The sequence below is a fragment of the Leucobacter sp. 1207-22 genome (assembly GCF_052850455.1).
In genome coordinates this window covers 255,423-270,378 of the sequence record NZ_VXCR01000003.1, presented here as the reverse complement: position 1 = coordinate 270,378, position 14,956 = coordinate 255,423, and the positions used below count along the sequence as shown (strand labels likewise).

The following is a 14,956-nucleotide window of genomic DNA, read 5'->3' as shown; positions in this document are numbered from 1 at the left end:
AGGTGTTTCGGAGTAGTGGGTATCGGGACTGTGCGCGGATCGCTACACAGCGAAGACTGAGGCCTTTTCAGGCTCCCAAGCGAGAATTGCTGTCTGATTGTCGGCGTTGAGCCACGGCAGGGCCTCAGTGCCACGGACAACGCCTGTCGACTCATCGTTGAGAACGATCTCGTATTTCCAGCCAGAGCCGAGGTAAATGGCCTGACGCACGGAAACCTCGATTGATTCGAAGCCGACAGGGATATCAGCGACCGAACTCAGCAGCACGCCGTGCTCGGGACGAACAACCGTCACCTGTTCATCGGTGCGGATCATCGTCGACTCACCAATAAAGCCAGCAACAAACAGTGAAGCGGGCTTCTCATAGAGTTCCTTCGAGGTGCCAACCTGTTCGATGCGGCCTTCGTTGAACACGGCGATTCGGTCGGAAAGCATGAGCGCTTCCTCCTGATCGTGCGTAACGAAGATGAAAGTACGGCCGACTTCCTTGTGGATACGGCGTAGCTCAAGCTGCAGACGTTCACGAAGCTGCTTATCGAGTGCACCGAGCGGCTCATCGAGGAGCAGCACCTGTGGTTCGAACACCAGCGCGCGTGCGAGCGCAACTCGCTGCTGCTGGCCTCCCGAAAGCTCCTTCGGGTACCGGTCTTCAAAACCAGCAAGACCAGCAGTGGCGAGTGCCTTGCGTGCCCGATCCGCAGCTTCTGCCTTTGCCACCTTGCGCTGCGACAGCGGGAAGATCACATTGTCGAGCACACTGAGGTGTGGAAACAACGCGTAGTGCTGAAACACGATGCCAAGGCCGCGTTGGTGCACCGGGACGTTTGCCATCGGCTTACCATCAATCGTGATGTCGCCCTCAGTGAGGTCAGTAAAGCCAGCAATGAGATTCAGCGTTGTTGTCTTGCCCGAGCCAGACGGTCCGAGGAACGTCATGAACTCACCGGGCTTCACAACGAGGTCAACGTCGTCGAGCGCGATTGATTTTGGGTAGTGCTTGGAGACTCCGGTGAGAACAATCTCGGCACCTGCCTGCTTAGCTGTTTCGTGCACGGTTCTTCCTTCCGGTAAGTACGAGCGCGCCAATGACGAGCGTCGTGGTGAGAACGAGGATGACAGTCGCTGCTGCTGCGAGTGTCGGATCGGTATCGCGGGTCACACTCGAGTACATGAGTACCGGGAGCGTGTTGAGGTACGGGCTCTTAATGAAGAGCGACAGCACAACCTCATCGAAGGAGGTCACGAAGGCAAAGAGCGCGCCAGAGACCATACCGGGAATGATGTTGGGGAGCGTGACCTTGAAGAAGGTCGTGATGCGGTTCGCACCGAGACTCAGGGCCGCAAGTTCAAGCCGTTCGTCGAAGCTTGAGAAACCAGCAGTGATTGCGATGACGGTGAACGGCAACGCAAGGACCGTGTGTGCAAACACGAAGCCGAGAATCGTACCAACGAGACCCAGCTTGAGGAAGACCGCGTAGATGCCGATTGCGACGACGATGCCGGGAACCACCATCGGGGCCATGAGACCGATCCGCAATGCGCCCGCGAGCTTCTTCTTGGTGAGCGCGCGCAGGCCCATGACTGCAAGGAGACCAAGCAGGGTGGCGACAAATGCAACGAGCAGTCCGATGAGGAGCGAGTTCCCGAGCGCCGTCGTCCACTGCTTATTCGTGAAGAACGACTCGTACCAGCGCAACGACCAGGTCTCAGGCGGGAAAACGAACGATGCCTTGCCGGTGAAGCTCAGCGGGATAACAACGAGTGTCGGCGCGATGAGCCACAGGGCGACGAGCATGCTGACGATCCACAGGATCGCGCGGGTGATGGGATGAATCTTCACCATGTCAGAACACCTCCACAGAAAGGCCCTTGCGCTTCGCTGCGCGCATGATCAGTCCAATCAGACCGAGCAGCACGAACGTTGCAACGAGCAGAACAACTCCGAGCGCACCACCGCGACCCCACTGCAGAAGGCTGCTGACCTGCGCATAGATCGACTGGGCAAGCATGCTGTCAGACGGCGAGCCAAGCAGTGCAGGGGTGACGTAGAAGCCGAGCGCCTGGATGAAGACCATCAGCGAACCAGCAGCGACACCGGGCAACGAAAGCGGCAAGAAGATGCGCAGGAACGCGATTGTTGGTCGCGCACCGAGCGAGCGAGCCGCGATCACCAGACGGCTGTCGATGCCGGACATGACCGCGTAGAGCGGCAGCACCATGAAGGGCATGAGCACCTGGCTCAAACCGATCATGACACCGAGGTTCGTGCGCAACAGTTCGAATGGGCCAAGGCCAAAGACACCAAGCAGGTTGTTCACGACGCCGTTGTCCTGCAGCAGCACGATCCACGCGAACGTACGGATCATGAGGCTTGTCCAGAACGGGATCATGGCAACCACCAGCAGTACGGCGCGAGCCTTCTTGCCAACGATCGTCATGAGGAAGGCATACGGGTATGCAAGTACCAAGCAGATGACGGTGGCCATAAGTGCGTTGCTGAAGGTCCGCCCAATCACCGCCAGGTTCTGCGGGTTTTCAAATACCCACACGTAGTTCGAGACGCCAACCTCGGGGTCGGTCACGCTTCGCAGCATGCTCTCGAAAACCGGGTACGCGAAGACCGCAACCAACAGCGCATACGCTGGCAGGAGGAGCAACAGTGCCCGGTAGGGTGAGCGCTTCGATGTACTCGCAGCGCTCACCACCGGAATGTTCGTAGTAGTCACAGATTCCTACTTAGATGTTTCTTAACCCTGGAGCCACTTCATCCAACGCTCGAGCTCAGCATCGTAATTCTGCGCCCACCATGCGGTGTCGGAGACAACCATCTGTTCTGCGATCTCAGGGTTTGTGACCAGGAAGTTCTGGCCGAGTTCGTCTACCTGCGGCTTCGCATCGACGTTCACCGGCGAGTAGGAGGTCATCTCAGTGAGCTTGGCCTGCTGGTCAGCACCGAGGTAGTAGTTCAGGAACGCCATCGACGCGTCAGGGTTCTTGGCATTCTTCGGAACAGTGAGCGCTTCAAAGAGCACGAGCGACTGGTTCCAGACCGGCGCGTACTTTGCACCGTTCTTGATGGCCTCATAGCCGCGGCCTGACCAGACAAGCGCCATATCGGCTTCGCCGGACTCGATCATCTGGGTCGACTCTGCACCTGTCTTCCAGAACACAAGATCGTCGCGGATCGTATCAATCTTGTTGTAGGCGCGATCCATGTCGAGTGGGTACAGCTCGTCCTCGGCTACACCGTCAGCAAGGAGCGCACCCTCATGGATGCCCGGGCCCACGTCTTCAAAGCCAGCAATTGCGCGCTTTCCGGGGAACTTCTTGGTGTCGAAGAAATCAGCCCAGCCTGTAGGCGCGGTGTCGTACTTCTCAGTGTTGTACACAAACACGTAGCCGTACTGCATCGCAGGAACGTAGCAGTCACCGAACAGTCCCTCTGGAATCTTCGACGAGTCAACAATGTCGTAGTTGATCTTCTGCAGCAGACCATTCTCGTCAGCGCACTGCTTCTCTGCCCAGATCACGTCAGTATCAACAACGTCCCAATTGACGTTATTGCTATCGACCTGAGCTTTGACCTTTGCGTACTCGGTGGGTCCGTCCTCGAGCATGTTTGCGCCAGACTCTTCAGCGAATGGATACGCGATTGCGTCCATCTGCCCCTTCTGGAACGAGCCACCCCACGAAACGAATGTGAGTGGAACGCCATCCAGTGCGCCGGCCTTCACCGTGCCGACTGCTGCGGGACCTTCACCGAGGTCGATCTCAGCACCTGCGCCGCCACCACCACTACATCCAACAAGCAGCGCACCAGCCGCTCCGGCAGCAAGCACCGAGGTCAATACGCGACGGGTATTCTTGTTCTTCACTCTGGATCTCCTTTGATTTGACGAGCTGTGTCAGTAAGACTGTGTGGTCAACGTTGACCAGGTTCGGGGAAGACCAATTAGGCCTCGACCGGGTCAGGGGTCGGCGGGCTCCCGATCCACAAGACTTTGGCTTCGTGTTCCGATTCGTTGAGCGCACGGTGCGGAACAGAGCTCAAGAACTCGATGGAATCATCGGTACGCATGGGATACCGTTCGCCACCGAGCTCGAAGATGACCTCACCCTCAGTGACGATGAAGATCTCCTGCGCGTTCCCGTGCGTGTAATTCTCGGCACCTGTCGAGCTGCCAGGCCCGAGCACACCCGCGTACACCTCGAGGTTCCGGAGTGGTGGCAACGCGAGCACATACTTCTGCGAGCCGGGCGCAAGCGGAAGGGTTGGTCGATCCGCCGCTTTCAAGACACCGCGGGTGTGATCTGCCGAATCATCAAGCAACTTCGCCGGTGAGACCCCAAGCGCAGCAGAAATCTTGCGGAGCGAGCCGATACTTGCACTGGTTCGGCCGTTTTCGAGCTGGCTCAGGAAGCTTGAACTCACCCCTGAGGCTGCGGCAAGCGAACGCAAGCTCATGCCACTCAGGGCGCGAAATGCTGCGATGCGACGACCGAGTTCACCTTCGGTGTCCTGCGCATTGGGATCTGTCATGAAGTTCCTCCTCGAACCTCGTGTCATGTCACACAGTACAAACCGCTTTGTTTGACTGAACACTGTGTGCAGTGACGCTACGCACAATGTATCCACTTTGGTCGAGATTGTAAAACCCCGATTCTGATTCTTCACTCCCAGGTCGACGCCCACTCCGGTGGTACCGTGTGAGAACGTCTAGATATCCGTCGATCTCAGGGGGCAGCCGGATGACCGATCAGCGTGACTTATTTCACCAGGTTCAGGCCTGGTCAGAGGCTGATTTTGAGGCAGAAACTCAGGCCGAGACAGCACGACTGCTCGACCTTGCACAGGCAGGCAATACCGAGGCAATCGCCGAGCTCACCGATGCGTTCACTGGCCGTCTGGAGTTTGGCACCGCCGGGCTACGCGGCCAGGTCGGCCCCGGCCCCCGCCGCATGAACCGCGTCGTCGTGACCCAAACGTCAGCTGGCTTCGCCGCCTACCTGCACGACCGCGCTGCCCGTGGCGAAACAACGACGCCACCATCAATCGTGATCGGGTACGACGGCCGCACGCACTCGGCGTTGTTCGCACGCGACGCTGCAGAGATCATGGCCGGTGCCGGGATCCGCGTCACCCTCATGCCAGAGGCTGGACCCACCCCGCTCCTCGCCTTCGCCGTTCGCCACCTCGGCGCCTCGGCCGGTGTCATGGTGACCGCGAGTCACAACCCGCCCCGCGACAACGGCTACAAGGTGTACCTCGGCGACGCCGATGGCGGCTCACAGATCGTGCCGCCTACCGATGGCGAAATTGCGGCGCGGATCGCAGAAGCCGCCGCACTTCCAGTCACCAGCCTGCCCCGCTCCAGCACCTACGCGACTGCCGATTCGAGCGTGACCGACGACTATGTGGCGGCCACCGCGCGCGCCGTGCTCGCTGGACTCCCCGTCGACAATGACGGTGAGATTATCGGTCAGCACTCCACCCTGCGCATCGCCTACACCGCGATGCACGGCGTCGGAGCCGACATCGCACGCCGAGTGTTCGCCGCCGCTGGACTCCCGCTTCCGGTTTCAACTCCTGAACAGGATGCACCAGACGGCAACTTCCCCACCGTCGCGTTCCCGAACCCAGAAGAACCTGGCGCGCTCGACCTCGCGTTCCGCACGGCACGCGAGATTGACGCTGACATCGTGATTGCGCACGACCCCGACGCGGATCGCCTCGCAATCGCACTCCCCTGCGCCGACGACCCCGCCGGGTACCGCCGCCTCACCGGCAACGAAACAGGCCTGCTCCTGGGTTGGCGCGCGGCAGCACGCGAACGCCGCCGGGCAGCCAGCCTGGGCGAGACGCCCCGCGGAGCGCTCGCGTGCACCATCGTGTCATCGCCAGCACTCGGTGCAGTCGCAGCAGACTACGGACTCGACTACGCCGAAACCCTCTCAGGGTTCAAGTGGGTCTCTCGTGTGCCCGGCCTGCTCTTTGGCTTCGAGGAAGCGCTCGGCTACCTCACTCACCCAGAACACGTCCACGACAAGGACGGCATTTCGGCAAGCGCAGATGCGATCGCCATGGCGCGCGAGTGCGCTGCACAGGGCAAGACCGTCTGGGACCTGCTCGATGAAGCAAGCGAACGCTTTGGCCACTTTGCGAGCGCACCCATCACGCTTCGCCTCGGCTCGATGGCTGCGGCTACTGAGAAGTCGGCGCGGATCCGCACATCGCCGCCCGCCAGCTTCGGCGACCGCGCGGTCAGCCGCGCCCAGGACCTCCTTGAGCCAGGACTCGCGGAGTTTCCCGCGAATGTGCTGCGCTACGACCTCGCCGACGGCTCACGCGTGATGATTCGGCCGAGTGGCACCGAGCCAAAGCTCAAGATCTACCTCGACACGTTTAGTGACGTGGGTTCCGGGCCCGGGTGCGGACCTGCACGCCGCGCAGCTGCCGAAGCCGCGCTCGCCGAGCTCGAGTCCGACGTGCGCGCGTACCTGGATGGGCTTGCCTAGCTCGACGGCTTGAGTTCGGCGCTGGGGCCGACCTTCGCTCCGCGCCCGCCCCCGTCTAGAGTTTTGACCTCTATCTGCATGAAATCGGCTGTTTTCGTCTTTACGACCGCCGATTTGCAGACGTAGGGAATACGACGTGCCGGGCCTGGCAGTGAGTAAGGACATAGTCACGGGCGCACTCATAGTCACGGGCGCGGATCCGGTAACCCGGCGCCCCGGCAACCCGGCAGCCGCCACCCCAACAACGAATAAGCGCCCCAACCTCACCGAGGTTGGGGCGCTTATTGCGCGTGGTGCCAGGTCGCTACAGCGCCTCGCGATGCTGCTCGCGCAGCTCAGCCACCGCGCGATCGAGCGAAGGATCATCTCCGCGCGCGAGACCGGCGTACTGCAGTGTGATGCCATCGTCGCCGATGATCGCCTTCACCCAGACGCGGCGTCGGGGCACGAACAGCGACCAGATCAGGCCGCCGAGGGCAGCAACGGCGAAGATGAGAATCCAGATCTGGGCCGGGTTCTGCATCACGTCGAAGGACGCGTAGCGCGGTGTCGCAGTCAGCTCAATGGTGCCAAGACCGTTGGGCAGATCAACCTTGTCACCCGGGGTCAGACGCAGCGAAGGCACGTCGATGGCTCGACCGGTGAGCTGCTCCATCTTGGTCGTTTCAAGCGCGTAGACCGACTGCGGGATCCCGTCGTCGACGCCGAGGTCACCCACGAACGCGTCGAGCGTCAGTACGGGGTTCAGCAGGTCCGGGTAGTTCGAGGTGAACGCACCACTCGAGTTCTCAGTCTGCGTCGGGTAGAAGAAGCCGCGCAGGCCGAGCTGCGTCTCCTTGCCGTCTGCATCAGTGAGACCGTGCATGACCTTCACCACACCGAGCGAGGTGAGGTTGGTGTCCTGCGGGATGAATGGCATCGACTCCTGATAGACCACCTCATCAGCCGAGTTACGAATCACGATCGTCGGCGCATAGCCGTTCGCGATGAGGTAGATCGGCGAACCATGCACGCGCAACGGGTGATTCACGCGGATCAGCTCTTTGCTCTCCTCGCTACCGTCGGCCGAGATGAGGGTCGTCTGTGCGCGGTATTCCTTCACCTGGCCGATCGCGTTCACGTTGGGATCGTCGGGCTCGATGTAGTCAATCTCGAGGTCGTCAAGGCGAAGCCCGAACGGTTCGAGACTGTCTGAGTCGAAGCTGTTGCCGGAGTTCACCGTGTCATAGTCAATGAGCTGGTTAACCAGCGTCTCACCCTCGACGAGCACCTTCTGACCGTTAAACGTCAAGGCGCCACCGATTGCGACGCTCACAAGCACGCCGACCAGACCGGTATGGAAGATGAGGTTGCCGGTCTCTCGCAGGTAGCCACGCTCAGCCGACACCGAGATCCACGCCGGACGCTTACCGACGGCCTCGCCGCCCTGTCGTTCGACGCGATAGCCCTGCTTCTTCAGCATGCCCTGAGCGAGCTCGACAGCGTGCTCAGCAAACTCGCGCTTCTCAGCGTCGTCAGCTTCGGTATTGGTGACGACAGTCTCGCTGAAGCCGGCCATGCGGTTCAGACGAGCGGGGGTCTTTGGCGGCTTTCCGCGCCATGCGCGCCAGTGAGCGCCGATACGCGGCAGAATGCAGCCGATGAGCGAGACGAAAAGCAGCAGGTAGATTGCCGAGAACCAGACCGAGCTGTAGACGTCAAACGCCTGAATCGGGAAGGCGTCGAGCACCTTGAACATCTTGGGATGATCCGCTTCATACTGCAGCACGCCGTTGGGGTCTGCGCCGCGCTGCGGCACGAGCGACCCAGGAATTGCAGCGACCGCGAGCAGCAGCAACAGCACGAGTGCGACACGCATGCTCGTGAGCTGGCGCCAGAACCAGCGGAACCAGCCCTTGATCCCAAGATCTGGCTGGCTGATGGGGGCAGCGGCGCCCGAGCCATCCTCGTAATCATCAGGACGACCGCTGAAGCGACGCTTCGGCGCCTTCACTGCTTCGGTAGCAGCCGCATCTGTGGGCTCAATGGGGTCAGAGGATCGTGCCAAAGTCGCCGATCACCGCCTGCATTGCGAACATCATCTTGCTCCAGAGTCCGGTCACCATGAGGAGACCGATGAGGATCAGCAGCGCGCCGCCGATCAAGTTAACGACACGAATGTGGCGCTTAAAGAAGGACATGGTCTGGGTCATCCAACCGAAGCCGAACGAGGCCAGCACGAATGGCACACCGAGGCCAGCGCAGTAGAACAGTGCGAGCACGGTTGCACGACCGACCGACCCTGACTGCGCTGCGAGCGTCGTGACGACGCCAAGTGTTGGCCCCATGCACGGTGCCCAACCAATCGCAAACACGATGCCAAGCACAGGGGCACCGGCAAGGCCGACGCGCGGCTTGAGCTTCAGCTGTTTCTTGTTCTGCAGCTTGGAGAACGCGCCCATGAACACGAGACCCATGACGATGACGACAATACCCATCACCTGGATGATGGTGTCTTGATAGTCCCACAGCCAGAAGCCGATCGCACCAGCTGCGATATTGATGAGCAGGAACACCAGTGTGAAGCCAGCGATGAAGAGCAGCGAGCCGATCACCATTCGGCGTCGCTCGGCCTTCTTTGCGGAGGCGGGGTTTGCGGCTGCGGCGGATCCGCCACTGCCAGCAACTCCAGACACGTACGCGAGGTACCCGGGAATCAACGGCAGCACGCAGGGCGATAGGAATGACACCAGGCCTGCGAGGAGCGCGATCAACGATGCGACGAGCAGCTGCCCGTCAGCGACAAGATCCTGCAGTCCCACGGTTTACGACTTGGCTTCTGCCGGTGACTCGTCGAGCGTCTCTTGGATGAGCGTGCGCAACTGTGATTCACCAGCGAGCTGACCAATCACACGGTGGGCAACACGTCCCTCACGATCGAGAATCAGCGTCGTTGGCACAGCGTTGAGCGGCACCTGACCGGCAAACGCGCGCTGCACCTCACGGCCACCGGCGTTGTCCATGATTGAGGGGTACTCAACATTGAACTGCTCAGCGAACTGCTCAGCCTGCGCGACCTGATCGCGAGTGTTCACACCAATGAACTGCACGCCATCGTCTGCGAACTCAGCGTGGGCTGCCACGAGGTCTGGTGCCTCGGCACGGCAGGGCGCACAGCCCGCATACCAGAAGTTCACAACGGTCACATCACCGGCGATGTCCTTGTTCGAGAACGTGCTGCCGTCTTCAACGGTGCCCTCGAATACGACGGGTTCGCTGCGCTCGTCGATCGACGTCGAGGTCGTTGAACCGTCACCCGAGACGTAGCCCTTGTCTCCGCCTTCGTTCCACTGATCTGAGAGGTTACTGCCGCCACTGCAGCCTGCGAGCCCAAGTGCGCCAACGAGCGCTGCACCGACCAAGACAGACCGAACACCAAAGCGAGACTTCACACTGCACCTACATCAATCGCATCGTCAACGAGACCAGCCGCGGGATTGCGGTAGTCCACTTCGAACCAGCGCTCGCCGCGCTTTTCGAACGTCGTAATGCTTGAAAGGTCACACCGACGCTTCGCAGGGTTGTGCGGCAGCGGCTTCCCGACGATGTCGAGGTGTGCCATCCAGATGGGTGACTGATGCGACACCATGACGATGTCACCGCCACGGGTGTTCTCCCACGCGTCGTCCATTGCCTCACGAACGCGTGCCGCAACGTTGCGGTACGGCTCGCCCCAGCTTGGACGCACTGGGTTCCAGAACTTGTACCAGTAGCGCGGCTTCTTGAATGCCGCGTCCGGTCCGTTGTTCACCATGCCTTCAAAGAAGTTTGTTGGCTCGATGATGCGTGGCTCGGTCTGAATCTCCAGGCTGAACACGCTCGAAATGGGTCGTGCTGACTGCTGTGCGCGCTCAAGCGGCGATGCAAAGAGCTTTGCAATTTTGCGGTCACTGCCCGCGAGTTCGAGGGCCGCTGCTTCGGCCATCTCATGGCCTCGCTCAGACAGTCGGAACCCGGGGATACGGCCATACAGCACCTTGTCGGGGTTATAAACCTCGCCATGGCGCACCAAATGCAGGAGTTTGTCGCTCACGTCCCTCATTCTATGTTCAGCACGCCTGAGAGTTCCCGCGATGTTTCGTGGGAACTCGGCAACGCGCCCCGCACCGCTGTGGGTACGGGGCGCGGATCATTACACCGGCTTCACATAGGTCAGTAAATGGAACTGATGTTCACCGCCGAGCCAGAGCCCGTCGCGCGCGCTGTCACGCTCGAAACCGAGTGATTCATAGAGGCGATGAGCACCGCTCATGTGCGGAGCGGTCTTGAGGAAGACTGCTCGCCAACCTTGCTCTGCAGTGTGCTGTTCAACAAAGCGCATGAGTTGTGCGCCGATGCCCTTGCGCCGGACCGCTGATGAGACCGCGAGGAGGCGCAGATCGAGTTCGTCGTCCAGCACATCCTCGTGAAGCGGCGGCCCACCGAGATGCCGCGTCGTGATGCTGCCGACGGGCTCCGTGACACCGGGGAGGAAGGCGATCCACACATCAAACTCTGCCGCGCGATTTCGCGCGAAGTGCATGCTGTCCGGATCAACCTCGGCCTCTTGTGCCCCGTAGTCATGCGCGTATGCGGCTTCGACGAGCGCGTCGATCGCGGCGTAGTCAGCTGGCGTCGCGAGCCGAACTTGTATCTCGGTCACGCGGCGGGGGTCCAACCGATCGCAGGTCCGATCTCGGTCGCGAGGACACGCAGAATGTGCTTCCAATCCTCGAGTTCGAACTCAAACGGCAGCTCGAAGATGTAGTCATCTGCCGCTTGGAAAGCGACGTCGTTACGAATGAACTCAACAATTTCGTCAACGGAGCCGACAACATCGGGGGCAATGATGGTGGCCTTTCCGTGGATCTTCTCTGTGCGCGGCAGGCGGCCTGCTGCGTATGCCTCGTACTTCTCTACTTGCTCGGGGGTGGCTCCCGTTGTCGGCACGAGCACACGAGCGACCGATGCACGCGCAGCATCGCCAGCTGGGTGCTTGGCGCGGAACGCCTCAATCTGGTTCCGCTGCACCTGACCGAAGTCACGCACGCCGTTTTCGGTCGACGAGATGTTGCTGATGAGCCAGTTCAGGCCTGCTTCACCTGCCCACTCTGCCGAGCGGAGCGATCCGCCGCCGTACCAGAGGCGGTCAGATAGGCCAGCCGAGTGCGGTTCGACTCGCTCAGAATCGAAGTCTCCCCCAATACCGTTGTACTCCGGCACCTCGCGCACAGGATCGCCCGCAAACAGACCGCGCAGGCGCTCGATGCGTCCGTATCCGTAGTCTTCCTCGCGCCATCCGGCGTCATAGACGGCATCGTTCACTGCGTCGTCTCCGTAGCCCGGTCCGTGCACGCTCAAGCCAGCATGCACGCGGCCACCCGCGAGCACATCAGCGGTCCCGAGGTCTTCTGCGAGACGGAACGGGTTCTCGTAGCCGACGGGAATGACGGCACTGCCGAGGCCGATCCGCTCAGTTGCCTGCGACAACGCCCCGAACAGCACCGCTGGCGACGGCAGACCGTACTGCATGTGCCGCGTGCGCAACCAGCCGCTGTCGAGTCCGAGCTCTTCGGCGTACTTGAAGAGCTCGATCGCGTCGTCGAGACCGGCGCGAGGTGAGTCACGATCGAAGGGCGCTAGGTGAATGAATCCAAGGCTGCGGATCGGGCGGGGTGTCTGAGTCATGGTGGCTCCTCGTTCAGTCATGCCGTTCGAGACGGCGAGTCAGTTAAATCTGGTATTCGGTGTTGCCGTGTGCGAGGTGGTAATCGTGCAGGAACGCACGAGTGCGCTCGTTGGCTTCGGCACCGAAGAATTGTTCTGGCGGCAGGTCTTCGCGGATCGCACCACCCTCAAGAAAGACGACGCGGTTCGCGACCTGACGCACGAAGTGCATCTCGTGCGAAACGAGAATCATGGTCTGCCCATCGCTGGCCACGCGGCGGATCGTTGCGAGCACCTCGCCAACCAGCTCTGGATCGAGCGCACTCGTTGGTTCATCAAGCAACAACACTTCTGGCTGCATGGCGAGTGCACGCGCTATTCCGACTCGTTGCTGCTGCCCGCCAGAGAGCTGTGTTGGGTACTGATGTGCGTGGTCGGTGAGTCCCACGCGGTCAAGCTGTTCGGCGGCCTCCCGCACGGCCTCCCGCTTATCGACCCCGCGGACGGTGAGCAGCCCCTCCGCAACGTTTTCAAGCGCGGTCTTGCGGGAGAACAGGTTGAACTGCTGAAACACCATCGCCGTTGCTCGGCGCAGCCGCAACACCTCGGATCGCGAGGCCGACGCTGCATCAACGGTCAGGTCGCCAACCGTGATGGTGCCTTGCAGCGGCTTCTCAAGCAGGTTCGTGCAGCGCAGCAGGGTTGACTTGCCTGCACCTGACGGACCGACGAGCGCGGCAACCTCGCCCTGTGCAACGTTGAGGGAGACACCATCGATGACGACGCGGTCGCCATAGGCAGCTGTGATGTTCGCGAGCGAAATCATGCCGACACCTCCTCTCGTTTCGGGGTTGATTCCCGCGTTTTGGCGTTGTCGGCCACTGGACGGTGAGTTGCTGCGGCACTCGGGACCCCTACGGGGTCTGCGCTGCGCCGTGCGCCCCACCCGCCGAAGCCGAATCGGTTGCCGCGATCCGCCCGGCCGGTCAGCTGCATGCGTTGTTCGATGATGCGCGCGACCTGCTCGATTGCCACTGTGAGAATCCAGTACAGGATCGCCGTGGCGAGGTACGCCTCAAAGAAGCGGTAGTCACGGCCGCCGAGAATCTTGGCGTACGCCGTAATCTCGACAACCGACACAACGAATGCGAGCGACGACGCCTTGAGCATGCCAATGAAGTTGTTCACGAGCGTGGGGAACGCAATCACCGACGCATTTGGCACGGTGATGCGGCGAAGCACCTGCCACGGGGTCATGCCGAGGGAGCGGCCAGCTTCGATCTCTCGCGGATCCACCGCTAGCAGGGCGGCTCGGATCGATTCAGAGCTGTACGCCGCCTCAATCAGCGCGAATGTAATAGTCGCGACTAAGAACGGCGAGATCCCGAGAGCGTCGTAGTCAGTTCCGAACACCTGGTTCGTATAGAGCACGGCGATCGGCACCGCGTTCACCGCGAGGAGCAACTGCACGAGCGGCGGAGTACCGCGCAGATACGAGACCAGCACCGCAATGATCTGGCTGAGCACTGGGACTTTCGCCTTCTTGACGAGAGCAATACCGAGGCCAAGCACCGTGCCGAGCACCGTCGCGATGACGCTCAATGCAAGCGTCATCGGGATGTACGGCAGGAGCGCGATCGCATATTTCAGGATCGCCTCAAAGTCGATGATCTGGTTCATTGCGGAGGTTACTTCACGTTCTTCGGCGTCACGTCGTAGCCGAAGAACTCATCGCTGAGCTTCGCGAGGGTCCCGTCTGCGTCGAGTTCAGCGATCGCGCCGTTGACCTGCTCAACGATGTCATCGACGTTCTTTGTGCGCTTCGAGAAGGCGAATGCCGAGTAGAGGTTCGTGCCAAACGTGTCGCTGAGGTACGCGCCGTCGAGTTCCGTGAAGTTGAGCTTGAGCGCCGTGTCAGGGCCACCTAGTTCGTTGTACACCACACGCTCATTGAAGATGAAGTCAATGCCACCGGTCGCAAGGTTCTTGTACTGGGTCTGAGTATCAAGTTCGGTGTATTCGATCTTGATCTCCTTACCCGGGTTCTGCTCGTTGTACTGTTCGAGCACACGAGTGAAGTTCAGACCGGGCTCACCATAGGTGCGCTTGCCAGCGAGGTCATCAAGTCGCGTGATGTTCTGAGAATCATCCTTGGTGACAATGCCAAACTGTGCCTCAATCGTGGGGGTCGCAAAGTCGTACTTCTCTCGACGCTCTTCGGTCGCGGAGAGGTTGTTCGCCACGATGTTGTAGAGACCAGAATCAAGGCCCGCAAAGAGCTGTGGGAAGTCAACGACCTCAAACTTGAACTCGATCTCTGGCAGCTTCTCATCTACCGCGCGCAGAATCTCGATGTCGTAGCCGGTGAGCTCGTCATTCTCGTCGAGGAAGGTGTAGGGCTTCGGGCTTGCTCCGGTCGCGACGGTGAGTGTCGTGACGCCGTCTGCCGCGGCTTCCGTCTCGGTTCCCGATGAGCACGCGGTAGCGCCCATCGCGACAGCGGCAATGGCGCTGAGGGCGAGGGTACTGCGGGCAATGCGATTCATAACGGGTTCCTTTCAAATGAGACGGCAACTTCGCCGTCCGAGTTGATATGTAGTTTTGCAACCCCTGAAACATTAGTCGAACTAATGCGTCACATTCTGCAATGTTTTAAGTTTCATACCCCAACACTCACCCAGACAGGCTTCACCACCAGGCCACGCAGTCACGCTCAAGCGGCAAAGAATCCCGACAAGAAACACGCACACCGCGC

General features: G+C 60.7%; 15 protein-coding genes. 1 reads left to right on the top strand and 14 read right to left on the bottom strand.

The window, feature by feature from the left end; translation table 11 throughout:
• Positions 1-42: 42 nt before the first annotated feature.
• The 5 genes from FW756_RS06975 to FW756_RS06955 form a co-directional block, all read right to left on the bottom strand.
• Positions 43-1,053, bottom strand: a complete 1,011-nt coding sequence (locus FW756_RS06975) for an ABC transporter ATP-binding protein (RefSeq protein WP_446429436.1) — start codon at positions 1,051-1,053, stop codon at positions 43-45.
• Positions 1,037-1,843 (bottom strand): ABC transporter permease, encoded by an 807-nt coding sequence (locus FW756_RS06970; protein WP_446429435.1) that lies wholly within the window; start codon positions 1,841-1,843, stop codon positions 1,037-1,039. Before FW756_RS06970 ends, FW756_RS06975 begins: the two co-directional genes overlap by 17 nt.
• A 1-nt stretch (position 1,844) precedes the next feature.
• Positions 1,845-2,726, bottom strand: a complete 882-nt coding sequence (locus tag FW756_RS06965) for an ABC transporter permease (RefSeq protein WP_446429434.1) — start codon at positions 2,724-2,726, stop codon at positions 1,845-1,847.
• A gap of 21 nt (positions 2,727-2,747) precedes the next feature.
• On the bottom strand, positions 2,748-3,875 hold the full coding sequence (locus FW756_RS06960) for an ABC transporter substrate-binding protein (protein WP_446429433.1): 1,128 nt from the start codon (positions 3,873-3,875) through the stop codon (positions 2,748-2,750).
• Positions 3,876-3,952: 77 nt separating this feature from the next.
• A complete protein-coding gene (locus FW756_RS06955; RefSeq protein WP_446429432.1) occupies positions 3,953-4,540 on the bottom strand; it encodes a helix-turn-helix domain-containing protein in 588 nt (195 codons plus the stop codon).
• A 209-nt stretch (positions 4,541-4,749) separates the two neighbouring features.
• On the opposite strand from FW756_RS06955, the gene FW756_RS06950 reads away from it, so the two are divergent.
• Entirely contained in the window at positions 4,750-6,516 is a 1,767-nt protein-coding gene (locus FW756_RS06950) for a phospho-sugar mutase (RefSeq protein ID WP_446429431.1), read from the top strand.
• 304 nt (positions 6,517-6,820) lie between these two features.
• Here FW756_RS06950 and resB read toward each other — a convergent pair whose 3' ends face one another.
• The 9 genes from resB to FW756_RS06905 all read right to left on the bottom strand — a co-directional run bounded on the left by resB (position 6,821) and on the right by FW756_RS06905 (position 14,747).
• Positions 6,821-8,563: a cytochrome c biogenesis protein ResB gene (resB, locus tag FW756_RS06945; RefSeq protein WP_446429430.1), complete on the bottom strand. Its 1,743-nt coding sequence runs from the start codon at positions 8,561-8,563 to the stop codon at positions 6,821-6,823.
• Positions 8,547-9,317 (bottom strand): cytochrome c biogenesis CcdA family protein, encoded by a 771-nt coding sequence (locus tag FW756_RS06940; RefSeq protein WP_446429429.1) that lies wholly within the window; start codon positions 9,315-9,317, stop codon positions 8,547-8,549. Before FW756_RS06940 ends, resB begins: the two co-directional genes overlap by 17 nt.
• A 3-nt stretch (positions 9,318-9,320) precedes the next feature.
• Positions 9,321-9,947, bottom strand: a complete 627-nt coding sequence (locus FW756_RS06935; RefSeq protein ID WP_446429428.1) for a TlpA family protein disulfide reductase — start codon at positions 9,945-9,947, stop codon at positions 9,321-9,323.
• Positions 9,944-10,597 carry a histidine phosphatase family protein gene (locus FW756_RS06930; protein ID WP_446429427.1) on the bottom strand — a complete coding sequence of 218 codons (654 nt, stop codon included), beginning with the start codon at positions 10,595-10,597 and terminating at the stop codon, positions 9,944-9,946. The genes FW756_RS06935 and FW756_RS06930 overlap by 4 nt, the downstream gene beginning before the upstream one ends.
• A gap of 90 nt (positions 10,598-10,687) precedes the next feature.
• The gene (locus tag FW756_RS06925) at positions 10,688-11,197 is read right to left on the bottom strand and encodes a GNAT family N-acetyltransferase (RefSeq protein WP_446429426.1); all 510 of its coding nucleotides are present in this window, start codon (positions 11,195-11,197) and stop codon (positions 10,688-10,690) included.
• Positions 11,194-12,222: an LLM class flavin-dependent oxidoreductase gene (locus FW756_RS06920; RefSeq protein ID WP_446429425.1), complete on the bottom strand. Its 1,029-nt coding sequence runs from the start codon at positions 12,220-12,222 to the stop codon at positions 11,194-11,196. Before FW756_RS06920 ends, FW756_RS06925 begins: the two co-directional genes overlap by 4 nt.
• Positions 12,223-12,265: 43 nt before the next feature.
• Positions 12,266-13,027 (bottom strand): amino acid ABC transporter ATP-binding protein, encoded by a 762-nt coding sequence (locus FW756_RS06915; protein ID WP_446429424.1) that lies wholly within the window; start codon positions 13,025-13,027, stop codon positions 12,266-12,268.
• The gene (locus tag FW756_RS06910) at positions 13,024-13,881 is read right to left on the bottom strand and encodes an amino acid ABC transporter permease (protein ID WP_446429423.1); all 858 of its coding nucleotides are present in this window, start codon (positions 13,879-13,881) and stop codon (positions 13,024-13,026) included. Before FW756_RS06910 ends, FW756_RS06915 begins: the two co-directional genes overlap by 4 nt.
• A gap of 8 nt (positions 13,882-13,889) precedes the next feature.
• A complete protein-coding gene (locus FW756_RS06905; RefSeq protein WP_446429422.1) occupies positions 13,890-14,747 on the bottom strand; it encodes a transporter substrate-binding domain-containing protein in 858 nt (285 codons plus the stop codon).
• Positions 14,748-14,956: the final 209 nt, after the last annotated feature.

Excerpts from the sequence above, each read along its gene's own strand:
- FW756_RS06970 (WP_446429435.1), bottom strand. The coding sequence starts at position 1,843 with ATGGTGAAGATTCATCCCATCACCCGCGCGATCCTGTGGATCGTCAGC.
- FW756_RS06955 (WP_446429432.1), bottom strand. The coding sequence starts at position 4,540 with ATGACAGATCCCAATGCGCAGGACACCGAAGGTGAACTCGGTCGTCGC.
- FW756_RS06950 (WP_446429431.1), top strand. The coding sequence starts at position 4,750 with ATGACCGATCAGCGTGACTTATTTCACCAGGTTCAGGCCTGGTCAGAG.
- FW756_RS06930 (WP_446429427.1), bottom strand. The coding sequence starts at position 10,597 with ATGAGGGACGTGAGCGACAAACTCCTGCATTTGGTGCGCCATGGCGAG.
- FW756_RS06920 (WP_446429425.1), bottom strand. The coding sequence starts at position 12,222 with ATGACTCAGACACCCCGCCCGATCCGCAGCCTTGGATTCATTCACCTA.
- FW756_RS06915 (WP_446429424.1), bottom strand. The coding sequence starts at position 13,027 with ATGATTTCGCTCGCGAACATCACAGCTGCCTATGGCGACCGCGTCGTC.
- FW756_RS06910 (WP_446429423.1), bottom strand. The coding sequence starts at position 13,881 with ATGAACCAGATCATCGACTTTGAGGCGATCCTGAAATATGCGATCGCG.
- FW756_RS06905 (WP_446429422.1), bottom strand. The coding sequence starts at position 14,747 with ATGAATCGCATTGCCCGCAGTACCCTCGCCCTCAGCGCCATTGCCGCT.